10 protein-coding genes are annotated in these 13,859 nt (G+C 70.9%); 2 read left to right on the top strand and 8 right to left on the bottom strand.

Annotated features, from left to right (window positions below):
* Nucleotides 1-162 precede the first annotated feature (162 nt).
* Entirely contained in the window at nucleotides 163-2,130 is a 1,968-nt protein-coding gene (locus SOM11_RS05815) for a thioester domain-containing protein (protein ID WP_320477468.1), read from the top strand.
* 85 nt (nucleotides 2,131-2,215) lie between these two features.
* Here SOM11_RS05815 and SOM11_RS05810 read toward each other — a convergent pair whose 3' ends face one another.
* The 7 genes from SOM11_RS05810 to SOM11_RS05780 all read right to left on the bottom strand — a co-directional run bounded on the left by SOM11_RS05810 (nucleotide 2,216) and on the right by SOM11_RS05780 (nucleotide 10,424).
* Complete coding sequence (locus tag SOM11_RS05810) at nucleotides 2,216-6,631, bottom strand: FtsK/SpoIIIE domain-containing protein (RefSeq protein WP_320477467.1); 4,416 nt, start codon at nucleotides 6,629-6,631, stop codon at nucleotides 2,216-2,218.
* 77 nt (nucleotides 6,632-6,708) lie between these two features.
* Nucleotides 6,709-7,302, bottom strand: coding sequence for a hypothetical protein (locus tag SOM11_RS05805; RefSeq protein ID WP_320477466.1), 594 nt, complete (start codon nucleotides 7,300-7,302; stop codon nucleotides 6,709-6,711).
* A gap of 46 nt (nucleotides 7,303-7,348) precedes the next feature.
* Nucleotides 7,349-8,014, bottom strand: coding sequence for a hypothetical protein (locus SOM11_RS05800; RefSeq protein WP_320477465.1), 666 nt, complete (start codon nucleotides 8,012-8,014; stop codon nucleotides 7,349-7,351).
* Nucleotides 8,011-8,535, bottom strand: coding sequence for a hypothetical protein (locus SOM11_RS05795; RefSeq protein WP_320477464.1), 525 nt, complete (start codon nucleotides 8,533-8,535; stop codon nucleotides 8,011-8,013). Before SOM11_RS05795 ends, SOM11_RS05800 begins: the two co-directional genes overlap by 4 nt.
* Nucleotides 8,532-9,749, bottom strand: coding sequence for a putative T7SS-secreted protein (locus SOM11_RS05790; RefSeq protein ID WP_320477463.1), 1,218 nt, complete (start codon nucleotides 9,747-9,749; stop codon nucleotides 8,532-8,534). Before SOM11_RS05790 ends, SOM11_RS05795 begins: the two co-directional genes overlap by 4 nt.
* Nucleotides 9,750-9,769: 20 nt before the next feature.
* Nucleotides 9,770-10,063 (bottom strand): hypothetical protein, encoded by a 294-nt coding sequence (locus tag SOM11_RS05785; protein WP_320477462.1) that lies wholly within the window; start codon nucleotides 10,061-10,063, stop codon nucleotides 9,770-9,772.
* Between the two features lie 67 nt (nucleotides 10,064-10,130).
* On the bottom strand, nucleotides 10,131-10,424 hold the full coding sequence (locus tag SOM11_RS05780) for a WXG100 family type VII secretion target (RefSeq protein ID WP_192061078.1): 294 nt from the start codon (nucleotides 10,422-10,424) through the stop codon (nucleotides 10,131-10,133).
* A 100-nt stretch (nucleotides 10,425-10,524) separates the two neighbouring features.
* On the opposite strand from SOM11_RS05780, the gene SOM11_RS05775 reads away from it, so the two are divergent.
* On the top strand, nucleotides 10,525-11,427 hold the full coding sequence (locus tag SOM11_RS05775; protein ID WP_320477461.1) for an FHA domain-containing protein: 903 nt from the start codon (nucleotides 10,525-10,527) through the stop codon (nucleotides 11,425-11,427).
* Here SOM11_RS05775 and SOM11_RS05770 read toward each other — a convergent pair.
* Nucleotides 11,414-13,852 carry an ATP-dependent helicase gene (locus SOM11_RS05770; RefSeq protein WP_192061076.1) on the bottom strand — a complete coding sequence of 813 codons (2,439 nt, stop codon included), beginning with the start codon at nucleotides 13,850-13,852 and terminating at the stop codon, nucleotides 11,414-11,416. The two genes, SOM11_RS05775 and SOM11_RS05770, sit on opposite strands and share 14 nt — an antisense overlap.
* Nucleotides 13,853-13,859: the final 7 nt, after the last annotated feature.

Here is a 13,859-nt window from a genome sequence, read left to right as displayed (position 1 = left end):
TCCTGAACCACCGGACGCCCCCGCCGCCACCGCGCGACGGGGGCTTCCGTCGTTCCACAGCCTCCCCACCCGCGCCCTCCCCCGTGAGGCTCGCCCCGTCGCGGTCCACAGGCCGAGGAGGCGCGGTGACGGCACGCCCGCCCCTCTCGTCATCGTCGTCCCATGACATCCACGAACGCCCCCTCGCGGGCCCCACGAAGACGACTTCCGACCGCCCTCCTGCTGGTGCTGAGCATCCTCGGCGCCACGCTGCTCGGCGCCCTGCCCGCCTCGGCGATCACCCCGACCGGACTGGGCACCGGCCATCTGTGGAACGGCGACCGGGCCTCGTGGCTCGGCACCTACCGGCTGCCCGACGGGCGTCAGGCGTTCTGCCTGGAGGCCGGCAAGTCGTCGCCGATCGGCAACGAGTACGTCACCGAGACGGGCGCCGACGTCTTCGGGGTTTCGACCGCCGATCACGCCCGCCTCGCCTACATCGCACGCACCTGGGCCGGCACGAGCGACCCGAACACGGCGGCCGCGGGGCAGTTGGCGGTCTGGACGATCACGGGGCTCAACGGGCACGACCAGCGCTACTACGCGGGGCGGGCGAACGACCAGTGGCCCGTGGTGCTGCAGCGGGCGAACGAGATGCTCGCCGAGGCGACCGCCGCCGCCTCGCGCTCGGTCGCCGGCACGGTGGCCCTCGACCTGCGTGACGACGGCACGGGCTCCGTCCGTGGCGACCTGACCGTCGACCGGGTGGCCGGAGGGCCGACCAGGCTCGGGCCCACGCACCGCGGCACGATCACGCTCGAGGGCGCCGTCTTCGCCGACGGCCGGCCGACGGCGACCCCGCGCAACGGCGAGACGCTGGCGTTCCGCACGACCGCCACGACCCCGGTCGTCACGGTGAAGGCGAAGGCGGAGTTCACCGGGCTCCCCTACGGGCGAATCATGACGGTCGGCAGCAGCGCCGTCGGCTCGCAGATGATCCTCTTCTCGGGCGGCACCTCGGTGGCCGCCGCGGGCAGAGCGTCGACCGAGTCGAGGTCGCCGCTGCCGTTCCAGCCCCGCGTGTCCACGATGACGAGCGATGCGGTCGCGGAGACGGGCACGGTTCTGACCGACCAGCTGACGCTCGCGGTCGAACCCGGCGACGGCCTCCTCGCCGAATGGGGGCGCTACGACGCGGGCGGTCGATGGGCGCCCGTCCCCATCACCGTCCGCAGCACGCTGATGGGCCCTTTCGCCGCGCCCGTCGTCGAGAGCGCCGAGTGGCCGGACGATGCGCCACGGGTCTGCGAGGTCGAACTCGTCATCACCGACGGACCGGGCACCTACGACACACCGGGCTGCGAGCTGCCCTCGGGCGGCTACTACACGTGGGTCGAGACCATCGATCCGGCCGACACCCCGGCCGACGCCGGGCGCGACCGGCTGCGCCCGTGGCGGTCGGTCTTCGGGGCGGCCACCGAGACGACGCTCGTCCCGTGGTCGCCGACCATCGCCACCGAGGTCGTCGGTCCGCAGCAGGTGCTCACGGGCACCTGCGTGAGCGATGCGCTCCTCGTCTCGGGGATGAACCCCGCCGTGGAGACCTTCGACGTCGAGTCGTACCTCGTGGGTCCGTTCCCCATCGAGGAGGATCTGTCCGAGGGAGACGACGTCGGCCCGTTGACGGACCTCGACCCCACTCTGATCGCGGGCCGTGTCGTCACGACGATCGACGGCGACGGTCGGCACGAGTCGCCGTGCGTGTCGGTCGACGAACCCGGGACGTACGTGTTCGTCCTCACCTCGGCGGGTTCGACGCCCGACGAGTCGGGCCTGCAGGTCATCCCGGCCTTCGAGGACTCCCTCGTGTACGAGTCGGAGATGGTCTCGGTCGTCGCACCCGAGGTGCCCGAGGTCCCCGAGGAGCCGGTCACCCCGGCCGTCGTCGAGCCCGAACCGCAGCCGACCCCCGAGACGGAGCTGGCCTTCACCGGTGGCCCCGACGGCGTGCGGATCGCCGGTCTCGCCGCGGGGGTCGTGGGCACCGGACTGCTCCTGGTGCTGATCGCCCTCGTCGCGGGCCCTCTGCGTGGCCGGGCCCGGTCGCCCCTCGACCCCGATGGACTCCCCACGGTGGACGACGGACGATGACACCCTGCTGAGGTCGAGGGGCGGGCGCCCGGCCGCCCGCCCCTCGCCCCGCCCTCACGCTCCGACTCCGGCCGCAGCTCACCCGTCATCCCCACGGGACCCGGACCTGCAGCAGCTCGCCGGCGCCCAGGTTCACGACGGCGACACCGTGGCGCAGGCGAGCCGCGAGCGAGCTCTTCGGCAGTGCCGCGCCGATCACGTCGCCGTCCACCGCCTGCTGCGGGCTGAGCACGGCTCCGCAGCGGTTCCGTCTCACGTCGACCAGCCAGCCGGAGAAACCCGACCCCAGCTCGGACGACGTCCCCGCCACCACCAGTCCCTGACCCCGATCGGAGCACGACATGACGTATGACGACAGCCAGGCCGCAGCCGGTGCGTCCCGGAGCAGTTCTGCGTCGTCCACGACGAGCACCCGCCGAGGAGGCGCGGTGTCGAACCACGACGCCAGCTCCTCCTCCCGAGGGCGGGCCCCAGTCACGACGGCGAGCACCCCGTGACCGGTCTCGAGCTCGCGGAGCGGCGACGGCCTGGGCGCCACGACCACGACCTCCGCGCCGCCGTCGACCAGAGACCGCACCACCGACAGCAGCAGGGTGCTGCGCCCGCTGCGGCTCGGACCGCCGATCATGAAGGTCCCCGCGCCCGTCGCGAGATCGGGGCCGACTGCCTCGAGATCGTCACCGCCGACCCCGACGAGTGCGAACATGCCGTCGCCGTCGGCTGCGGTCGAGCCGTGTCGACGACGACTCATGGCGTCGTCGTAACGGAGCGGCCCCTCGAGCCGGTCGAGGCGGAACGGTCGTCGGCCCGAGCCCGAGGCCGCATCGCGGGTCGTCGCCTCCGCACCGATCCGTGTCAGGTCGTCGGCCTGGGCCTGCCCCGACGGGTCTCGACCGACGAGCGCGATCTGCAGCTCGACCCCGGTGCCGGCCACGACGCCTCTGCCCTCGGGCATCCGCTCCGGCATCCGTCGCATGTCGAGACCGGCGAGCGAGTAGTCGGAGGGGTCCGAGAGTCGGAGCACGATCTTGCGGTCGACGAGGGTGGAGAACCGTCCGGCGACGAGTTGACGATCACCGGTGACGATCACGTGGATCCCCGCGCTCGCCCCCTCCCGCAGCAGCTGCGTGACCTGCTCGGTGAGCCTCCCGCCGTCGATATCCCCGAGCCCGCCGGCGAAGCCCTCCCAGCGGTCGATCATCAGCACGATGTGCGGCAGCCGGTCGGACGGCTCGACCGCCCGGCGCTGCTCGACGACACCGGCGTGCCCGCCGTCCGCCAGGACCTCCTGTCGCCGGAGGCACTCCCCGACGAGCCGCGACAGGAGGCGCGCGGCTCGTTCGGTCTCGGTGCGTTGCACGATCGCGCCGACGTGCGGCAGCCGCAGCATCGGGAGCAGCGCGCCACTGCCGCAGTCCAGACCGTAGAGATGCACGTCGGCGGCCGACGCCCCGGAGGCGATCGAGGCGGCGAGCGCCCTCAGCACCTGCGACCGGCCGGTCCGCGGCGCCCCGACGATGTAGAGGTGGCCGTCGTGCTCGAGGTCGAACGTGGCCGGTCGGCGAGCTTGACTCGACGGGTGGTCCTCGAGACCGAACGGGAACGCGGCGAGGCGACCCCCGGCCGTCGGAGCGACGGCGTGCGCGCGGCGGATCTCGTCGAGGGTGATGGTCTCGGGCAGCGCGTCGAGCCAGGGGCGGTGCGGCTCGGGGCGCCCGAGCCGTTCGACGGCCTCGGCGATGGCGGCGACCAGCTGCACGAGGTCGGTCTCGTCCGCGTCGACGACCCGCGCCTCCTGCGGGGGTGTGGGCAGCGGGCCGCCGATCGACGACGCGGCGACGACGGCGCCCCAGAGAGGTCGGTCCGAGACCGTCGCGGCTCCGGGGGCTCGGCCGCCGACGCGGCCGGCCTGGAACGGCAGCAGGGCTCCGGCCCCGAGTCGGGCGAAGGCCCGCCCGGGGGTCGACTTCGAGATGCCGGCGGAGTCCCGGGCGTCGATGACGTCGGTGCTCTCGACGTCGTCGGTCACGCGGAGGGCGATCCGCAGGTTGGTGTTGGCGCGGATGTCGCCGGTCACGACACCCGTCGGACGCTGCGTCGCGAGGATGAGGTGCACCCCGAGCGAGCGCCCCCGCTGGGCGATGTTCACGAGCCCCGTGACGAAGTCCGGCAGCTCGCGAGCGAGGCTCGCGAACTCGTCGATCACGATGACCAGGCGCGGCAGCACGACGGGTCGCGCGCGCCTGTCTCGCACCTCCAGGTAGTCTTCGATGTCCTTCGCGCCGGCTTCGGCGAGCAGGTGCTCTCGTCGCAGGAGCTCGGCCCCGAGCGACTCGAGTGCCCGTTCGACGAGGTGGGGGTCGAGATCGGTGACCAGACCGACCGTGTGCGGCAGGGCCGCGAGGTCCCGGAAGGCCGCACCGCCCTTGTAGTCGACGAGCACGAACGTCATCGAGTCGGGTGTGTTCGACGACGCGAGCGACGCGACGATGCTCTGCAGCAGCTCCGACTTGCCCGAACCGGTCGTCCCCGCCACGAGTCCGTGCGGCCCGTCGGTGCGCAGGTCGAACGAGAAGCGTCCGTCGATCCCGTGGCCGACGACGACTTCGGTGGTGGGGGCTCGGGCGCTCCACCGCGCCTGGACCTTCGCCGCCGTCGGTTCGGTCAGGTCGAGGACGTCGAGGAGGCGCGATCGGGAGGGCAGACCGGCCGCGTCGTCCTCGTCCCCCACGTCGATCAGCGGGGCGAGGCCTCGGGCCACGGCGTCGGCCCATCCGACCGGCAGACGGTCGGGGCGCACACGCTCGACGACGGGGGCGCGGTCGACGGCGACCGTGTGACCCGTCGGAGAGCAGGTGACCACGGCGAGGCACTCCTCGGGCAGCGACCGCGCGTCGGCGTCGAGGCAGATGGAGCGGATGCCCACCTCCGGTCCGTCGCGGAGCAGGGGGACGAGCCCGGGCAGGGTGCGGAGCCGCCGTGCGCCGTCGATGATGACGACGACGTCGGGGCCGCTGGCGACGGTCTGACGACCGTGGCCCTCCCGCTCGGCTCGGCGGCGGGCGTCGACGAGCTTGCCCAGGTCGGCGAGTCGGCGTGCCACACCCGCCGACTCGACCGCGAGGCGGATGGCCCGGTCTCCTCCCGGGTCGGTCCGCGCGTGCGGCACCCACCGCAGCCAGGCCCAGGCCTCGCGCCCCTCTGGGGCCGTGAGCACGACGATCTCGACGTCGCGGGGGCTCTGCAGCACGGCGAGCTGGGCGACGAACCAGGTGGCGAGTGAGCGGGTGTCATCGGGTCGTCCGGCGAGGCCGACGACCCCGTGCTCGCCGAGTGCGATGCTCACGGGCACGTCGAGGGCCGGTCGCGACACGATCCGCCGGTGCTCCAGCTCGGCCGGGTCCTCGACCGTGACGCCGGAGGGCATGTCGGCGGTTCCGACCCGGAGGGCGAGGTGGTCGGCGTGACCGCGTCGTCGCTCCCACAGCCGGGAGCGGCGGCGGATGGCGGTGTCGAGGACCGTCGCCGGGTCGGGCGCGGTGAGCCGCCGGTGGGCCTCGACCTGTCGGACGGCTGCGGCGGCGTCGTCCGCGATGGCGGCCTTCGTCGCCTCGTGCTCGGCGAGTCGACGTCGATGCGAGGTGCGGCCGTTCCGGCGGTCGTAGAGGTAGTTGCCGACGAGCACGACCGGCGACATGAGCCCGAAGGCCAGGAAGCCGAGATTGCCGAAGAGGCGCACCATGACGACGGCCATGATCAGGGGCGCGATTGCGGCGACGATGGGGAGCGGGCGACGCGCCGGAGGCTGTGGTTCTGGCGGATAGCGGAACACCGTCGGCGGGTCGTCCGGCAGCAGTCGCGGAGGCCGGGCGTAGTCGACGTATCCGCCGCCGTCGGTCGGACTGGTGGCCGCACGGGCGCCTCCCGACCCCGACACCGCGAGCAGGGTCGCGCCGATCGTCACGATGCTGTTCTCGTCGAGGTCGGTGGGTGCAGTGATCCGACGCCGGTCGACGTACACGGACGCGAGCCCGTCGGTCTCGGCGCCGGTCGAGTCGCCGGCGTCTGTCGCCGACGGGCGGGCGGCTGCGGACCTCGTCGCGTCGTCGGCGGTCGCGCTCGAACCGTCTTCCGCCGCTCGGGCCGGCGCGATGCTGAAGCGACCGGCCCCGTCGAGTGTCAAGGCGGCCGCGAGAGGAGGCACGAGAGGGTCGTCGAGGACGACCGTCGACCCGCTGCCCCGCCCGATCACGACGACGCCGGGGTCGACGACGAAGACCGTGCCCGCCCCCGGTCCACCCACGATGCGGACGGTGGGCAGGTCGTCCGGTACCCGCGGGACGCTCGGCGGCGCTCCGAAGCTGATGACCGCGCCGTCGACGATCGCACCCTCCTCGACGGTGCGGCGCGGGTCGATCGACTCTCCGTCGACGTGGATGTGCTGCGTTTCGGCCGCGTGGACGCCGAGGTGGCTCGCGGCATGCCCGACGATCGCGGCCAAGGTGGTGCCTGGCTCCGCCTCCCAGACGAAGTCGGCGGTCTGCTGAGACGGTTCGTGTCTGACTGTGGCGCTGATCCTCACTGGGCGGGCACCACGCTGATGCCCTGGACGAAGTCGTCGCTGAACGGGACGAGCGTGCTGGTCTGCTCGGGAGGTCCGATGTGGAGGCTGACGCGGAGGTCGTAGGGCTCGACACGGAACGAGTAGACGACGGCCGCCTCGAGCGCGCCCTCGTGCTCGGCGAACCGGACGCCGCGCCATCCGTCACCGAGGTCGGGAGTCGAGAAGGCCTCGAGGAGGGGCGGCTCGATCTGGTCCAGGTCGGTCTCGAGCACGAGCCGCCGCAACATGGTCTCCCGTTCTCCGTCGCAGAATCCGTACTGCACCCGGAGCGGCCCGGCCAGCTCGTCGATCGTCGGGGCGAAGAGGTAGTGCGATTCGCCCTCGCGAGGGATCTGCGCCAGATGCTCGAGGACCCGGCGCAGGTGCTTGAGGCCGGAACGGGTCACTGAAGCGGATCTCCCTCGGATGTCGTGGAGCGTGGCGTCGACCCACGACTGGGCTGTCGCGTGCTCCTGGAAGGGCCAGCCCTGTGGCAGGGCGACCCAGAGCGAGGGGTCGTACCCCATGAGCACATCGTGGGTGTCGTCGTAGGTGTCGACGTCGGTCATCCCGGTTCTCCTTGCGGGTCGTGAGTCAGGGGGTGCGGCGTGCGGGTCACGCTGTGGCCCGGTCGGTGATGGTGCTGCCTGCTTCGTCGCGCCACCGGATGCTCTCGACGACCGCCGCCAGGAGGTCGGAGAGGGCATCTGCGATGCTCCCGTCGGGGTCTTCGGCGGCCTCGTGATCGTCGCTGCCCACGGTGGCGACGACGACGAAGAGATGCGAGGCGAGGCCGTGGATGCGGCTGAGCGTCGTCCTGCGGCGCAGGACTGCGACGAGTCTGTCGACGCGTGGGGGCGCGACCACGTCGCCGCCGTCAGTCCAGAAGACGGCCGGTTCCCCGGCGACCGCTGTGATCGATCCGCCGTGTCTGGCGGCCTGCGCCATCAGCGTGTCGTCGGGGTCTGTGCCGGCGGGCACGTCCGCCACCCCGCAGGTGATGGTGGCCGAGATGCGGGTGCCCGGCCAGGTGCCTGCGAGGACGTAGCTGTCGAGCAGCCGCAAGCCGCTCTGCGTCGGGGGGATGCCGTCGAGGATCGGGCGAGCCTGCCTTCGGAAGTCGCGCTCGTCGTCACCCTCCAGCCCGAGCTGACCGACGACCTCGGCGAGAGCGGTGTCGGCTGACCACGACCCGCCCACATGGACGAAGCCCGCCGGCAGAACGAGCGAATACGACCGCGCCGCGCCACTCACCGAGCGATGCACGAACGTCCGGCTCATGCCTCGACCGCCTGTTCACGCCGCCGCTCGGCCCGTTCCCGCACGCTGCGGACCACCGCCGCCGCGAACCCGACCACGGAGCACGCCCCCATGACCGCCGCGAAGTAGACGACGTAAGTCGGCCACCCCTCTGCATAGTCGAAAGCGATCGAATAGTCCGCCAGGAAGAAGGCGCTGATACCCCAGAAGAATGGAAGCATCCACGGATGAGCTCTGATCGGACCTGCTTTGGGACCGACGAAAGTCAATACGAGGGTGCAGACGACGAACACGGTCAGAATCACGAAGATCCAACCCGGGAGGATAAAGGGCGGCCAAGCAAGCGAAGAAGGATCCGCAGGATCAGCTAACTCAGTCCGACGCCCTCGACTCATCCAGAACAGCTCGATGATGCCGTAGAGGGCGAAGGGGCCTTGAGATAGGACGAGCGTCAACGGCGTCGAGAAATAGAAGAAGATCTGCGCGATTATCCAGCGGTCCAAGGAGTCTCCGGGGTGATGCCACTCAATACTGTGCGTCACCAGGCGCCCCCAATCAGAACCTTCGATTTCGGACGATTGTCGGTTTCCAATCGGTCGTGAACGCGACCACCGACTGCCAGCAAGATGTCTCCGAACTGGAACCCGCGCATAAGGTTCAACTTGCGCGTCATCTCGGCGATGACGACGGGGTCGTCGACGACGCCAGCCACGCGGGGTGGGCTGATGAAGCGGGAGACCTGAGCGGCGAAAGGGTCGCCTAGAGATCGGACGAGGCTCTTATGCAGAATGCCTGGGCGCGACCGGCTCCACATACGGCTGACATAGGCCTTCGCCAGGCTCGGGCTTGCACCCGATTCGATGAGTTGCGAGGTTCGCGTCGCGCGGAGGGTGTCGACGGATCGACTCAGCCCCTTTCCCACCAGGGCCCCCGACCCGACGAAGGCCATCGACAGCAGAGCGACCGCGACCTCTTCCCAGGTGCCCGTTCCCGCCAAGGCCCTCGCGGTCGACAGCGCGAGGACAAGCCCGGCGGCGAGCAGGGCAACTGCATTCACGCCCGGGATGAACATGGCTATGCCCATCAGAACGACTCCGACGACCGATGCCACGTCGATGACGATCGAGATCCAGGCGTCGTTGTCTTCCATCCAGGTCTGGAAGCCCTCGTAGGCGACGCCGACGGCGCCGCCGATGTCGTCGAAGACCGAGTCGCGCAGGCCGTCGCCACTCGCACCGTCGAAACGTGAGATCGCGACGGTCGCCGCTGCCGCGACCTCGGCGTGCGCCTCGTCGACCACCCGCCCCAGATCGATCACGCGCCTCCTCGCGTCGTCGCTTCTCGACCGGTGCAGCCGTTCTTGGTCTTCCAACCACTGCTTCGACAGCTCGTCGGGCTCGAGCATCGCCTCCCCGCGGAATCTCTCCGCCTGTCGATGATTCACCTCGTGGTCGTCGACCGCGGACTCGTACTGACGGAGAGCACGACCCGCGGACTCCTGCGCCACGGACAGCACCCGCGCATATGCCACCAGAGCACCACCCGCGGCCTCGTAGCGCCCCTCCGCCCGACCCATCTGCTCGGCGAGCACGCCCGCCTTCGCCAAGAACGCATCGACCGCGTCACTCGACGACCCGCCGTCGTCCAGCGCCCGCAGCGACCGTGCCGCCGACCGGATCGACTCGGCCGTCGATCCGAACCGGTCGGCCATCATCACGACCCGGCCCGCATCGCCCGACACCGGCGCCACCGGCATCGCCCACAACTCGCCCGACATCAGCGGCGCCCCGCCATCTGGCCGGCCAGCTGGTTCTCGACCTCGGAGAAGCCGTCGGCCAACGCCCCGGCCGCACGCCCGAGGTCGCCGAGCGACTCGGAGAGGCCGCGCCTCACATCGTTCCATTCGGTTGAGAACAACCTCACGCGTTCTGCGAGGCCCGCGTGCCCGCAGGCGTCGGCGGCCTCGTCCGCCGAACCGTCTGCCGCCTCGAGCTCTCTCTTGATCACGGTCAGCGTCGAGAACAGGGCCTCGAGCGAACTGCCGCGAACCGTCAGGGTCGATCGCCCCATACCGGTCTCCTCTCGTCAGAGTGGCCGCCCCGGTCGTGTCGGGGCGGCCACGGGGTGGTCGGTCGGGTCAGCCCAGGCTGCTGGCGAGCTGCGCGTCGGTGCTCTCGAGGGCGTTGGCGGCGCTCTCGAGGAACCCGGCCAGGCCCTCGAGCGCGGCGATCGTCGTCGTCGCGCCGGTCGTGAACTCGGAGTAGGTCGAGTCGAACGCCTTGGACGACTTGTCGGTCACGTAGCCAGACGAGACGAGGTTCGCGATCTGCGACTTGAGCTGCCCGAGCTGGTCTTCGATGGCGCGCTGGCCGTTGCGGAGCTGAGTGGACTGGGTACGGAGGTCGTCGTAGGTGACGGTGACGTTTGCCATGAGTGATCTCTCTCGGTCGGAGCCGCCCCGGCTGGGCGACGGACTCCAATATGTCACATAGGGTAAGTAGACCGTTTTGTTTTCCACAGAGGAGTCTCGAGTGCGACCCGGTCGAGGGAAGAACAAGAAGAGGAGGCGCAAGGGAGCCCCGGTAGCGCCGCCCGACCTCCTCACCCCCGAGAGCGCGGCACGACTGCGCGAGCAGGGCCTGCTCTCGCGGGTCGTCCGACTGCCCTACCTACCGCTGGAGACGACGGCGATGCCAGCGGTCACCAAGATGCCCATGACCATGCCGGTAGCGGCACCGGCCCCCGCGGCGCCCCCGCTTGCAGCGCCGATCCCGACCCCCTCCCCCGCGCCACGGTCGGCGGCACCCGCACCCGCGCCCGCTGCCGCCACGGGCACGAGCAGCACCACAGCCGCCCGTCACCCCGTCGACGACCTCGACACGACGCTGCTCCGCCCCCGCCACCTCGACCTCGAGCTGCCCGACGGCTCGCGGGTGCAGATCGGAGGGCGACCGATCGTGATCGGGAGGCGTCCGACGGGGGCGACCCGCACCTCCTCGGCAGGCTCGACGATCCAATCGCAGACGCACCCCGCGGCCGCGATGAACCCGACTCCGGGCGACCCGACGACGGGCCACCCGACCCAGCCGGAGACCGACCACGCCTCTCAGCCGGCGACCGACACGGCGACCGGCGACGAACTGGTCGCGATCGACGACCCGACGCGATCGATCTCCCGTCGCCACCTCCGCGTCATGGCCCGCCCCGACGGGTCGGTCTGGGCGGAGGACCTCGACTCGGGCAACGGCACGCTCGTCGAGCGGGGCGGCGAGAGCGTGTCGGCGCTGGTCCCGGCAGTGCCGGTGAAGATCGTCAGTCGCGATGTGCTCGTGCTGGGCGAGCACCGCATCCGTGTCGTCCGCCGACCGCCCGGCCCTCTGCCCCAGACCTCGACCCGAGGGTCGGCGGACTCGGCGGTGATCAGACCTTCGTGATCGGTGCGACCTTGATCAGCAGCTTCTTGCGACCCGCCGAGTCGAACAGCACCTCGGCGATGCGGCGAGCGCCGACCCCCGTGACCGCCATGACGCGACCCTCGCCGAAGTCGATGTGCGAGATGCGGTCGCCCGTCTCGAGCTCGAGATCGCCGTTGTCGCGCACGGTGCCCGTGACCCGGTTGGCCCACTCCGTCTTCGGCTTCGTCTTCGAGGCAGCCGTCGCCCGGTCGTAGCTGCCGCCGCCGTACCCGCCGGAGGCGCGGGGCGTGCCCCCGAGACCGCCCCCGCCGCCTGCACCCTCGCGTCGTGCATTGAGCGCCCGCGGCTGCGTGCCGCCGCGACCGTTCGCCATGCCGGGCGACTGCTTCCAGTCGATGAGCTCGGCGGGGATCTCTTGCAGATAGCGCGACGGCATCGCCACGTTGACCTCGCCGAACTGCGCGCGTGTCATCGCCAGCGAGATGAACAGCTTCTGCCGCGCCCGCGTGATGCCCACGTAGAACAGACGCCGCTCTTCGGCCGGCCCGCCCGGCTCGCTCGCCGACATGCGGTGCGGCAGGAGGTCCTCTTCGACACCGGTGAGGAACACCGCCTCGTACTCGAGCCCCTTCGCGGTGTGCAGCGTCATCAGCGACACCGTGCCGCTCGTGTCGTCGAGGTCGTCGGCCGCCGCGACGAGGGTGACCTCGGTGAGGAAGTCGAGCAGCGTGCCGTCGGGGTTGTTCTTCTGGAACTCTTTCGTGACCGCCACGAGCTCGTCGATGTTCTCGGCCCGGGCCTCGTCTTGCGGGTCGCGGGAGGCGCGCAGCACCTCGACCAGACCGCTGCCCTCGATGAGCGCCGTGAGGATCTCGTGCACCGGGGCCGTCGCCGCGGTCTTCTGCACCTCGTCGAGAAGGGTCGCCAGCCCGCGGATCGCCCCGGTGACCTTCGGGCCGAGCCCGAGCTGGTCGGCGTTGCGCATCGCGTCGCGGAGCGGGGTCGGAGCCTCGGCCGCGTTCGTGTCGGCCCACCGCTGCAACGCGGTCTCGGTCGCCGGGCCGATGCCGCGCTTGGGCACGTTCATGATGCGACGCAGCGCCATCGGATCGGCGGGGTTCGCGACCGAGATCAGGTACGCCATCGCGTCTTTGATCTCGGCACGCTCGTAGAACTTCGTGCCGCCGAGCACCCGGTAGGGGATGGCCGATCGGATGAAGATCTCTTCGAGCGCTCGCGTCTGCGAGTTGGTGCGGTAGAACACGGCGACGTCTTTGTAGGCCGTGCCCGCCTCGTGCAGCGCCGCGATCTCGTCGGCGACGAACTGCGCCTCGTCGTGACCGGTGTACCCGGTGAAGCCGACGATCTTCTCGCCCGCCCCCACCGTGGTGAACAGGCTCTTGGCCTGACGGTCGAAGTTGTTGGCGATGACGGCGTTCGCCGCGTCGAGGATGTTCTGGGTCGAGCGGTAGTTCTGCTCGAGCAGGATGACCTTCGAGTTGGGGAAGTCGCGCTCGAACTCGACGATGTTGCGGATGTCGGCGCCGCGGAACGCGTAGATCGACTGGTCGCTGTCGCCGACCACCGTCAACGACGCCCCGGGGATCCGACCGCTGCCGTCGCGCATCGTCTGCACGAACTGCCCGCCGCGCTCGAGCTCGTCGACCAGCTCGGGATCGACCGGCCGGGTCAGCTCGCGGATCAGCGCGTACTGGGCGTGGTTCGTGTCTTGGTACTCGTCGACCAGGATGTGGCGGAACCGCCGCTGATACGTCGCCGCCACATGCGGGAACGCCCGGAACAGGAACACCGTCTGCGCGATGAGGTCGTCGAAGTCGAAGGCGTTCGCCCGCTGCAGCTCGCGGGTGTACTGGCGGAAGATCTCGAGAAACATGACGTCTTGCGGGTCGCCCGCGTTGACCTGGCGCGCGTAGGTCTCGACGTCGGTCAGCTCGTTCTTCAGCTTCGAGATCTTGCCGGACGCCTGGCTGACGGTGAACCCGAGGGTGTCGGCGTCGAGCTGCTTGAGGATGCGCTTGAGCAGGGCCCGCGAGTCGGCCGAGTCGTAGATCGTGAACGACTTCGTGAAGCCGAACTGCTCGGCCTCACGCCGCAGGATGCGCACGCACGCCGAGTGGAACGTCGAGATCCACATGCCCTCGCCGGCCTGCCCGACCAGGTGGGCGACGCGCTCGCGCATCTCGGCCGCGGCCTTGTTGGTGAACGTGATGGCGAGGATCTGACTCGGCCAGGCCTCGCGCGACGCGATCAGCCCGGCGATGCGGCGGGTCAGCACGCTCGTCTTGCCCGAGCCCGCGCCGGCCACGATCAGCAGCGACTGCCCGCGGTACTCGACCGCCTCTTTCTGCTGGGGGTTGAGCCCGGCCGTCAAGGGGTCGCCGGCGGCACCGGTGGGGTCTGAGGGGTCGAGCACGATCGTCATGTCCGGG

It is taken from the genome of Frigoribacterium sp. CFBP9029 (genome assembly GCF_034045305.1).
In the GTDB taxonomy this organism is placed as follows: domain Bacteria; phylum Actinomycetota; class Actinomycetes; order Actinomycetales; family Microbacteriaceae; genus Frigoribacterium.
This window is presented reverse-complemented; position numbering and strand designations above follow the sequence as displayed.

Coding starts and splice junctions, on each gene's coding strand:
- SOM11_RS05790 (WP_320477463.1), bottom strand. CDS start 9,749: ATGCCGGTGGCGCCGGTGTCGGGCGATGCGGGCCGGGTCGTGATGATG.
- SOM11_RS05805 (WP_320477466.1), bottom strand. CDS start 7,302: ATGACCGACGTCGACACCTACGACGACACCCACGATGTGCTCATGGGG.
- SOM11_RS05770 (WP_192061076.1), bottom strand. CDS start 13,852: ATGACGATCGTGCTCGACCCCTCAGACCCCACCGGTGCCGCCGGCGAC.
- SOM11_RS05800 (WP_320477465.1), bottom strand. CDS start 8,014: ATGAGCCGGACGTTCGTGCATCGCTCGGTGAGTGGCGCGGCGCGGTCG.
- SOM11_RS05785 (WP_320477462.1), bottom strand. CDS start 10,063: ATGGGGCGATCGACCCTGACGGTTCGCGGCAGTTCGCTCGAGGCCCTG.
- SOM11_RS05815 (WP_320477468.1), top strand. CDS start 163: ATGACATCCACGAACGCCCCCTCGCGGGCCCCACGAAGACGACTTCCG.
- SOM11_RS05780 (WP_192061078.1), bottom strand. CDS start 10,424: ATGGCAAACGTCACCGTCACCTACGACGACCTCCGTACCCAGTCCACT.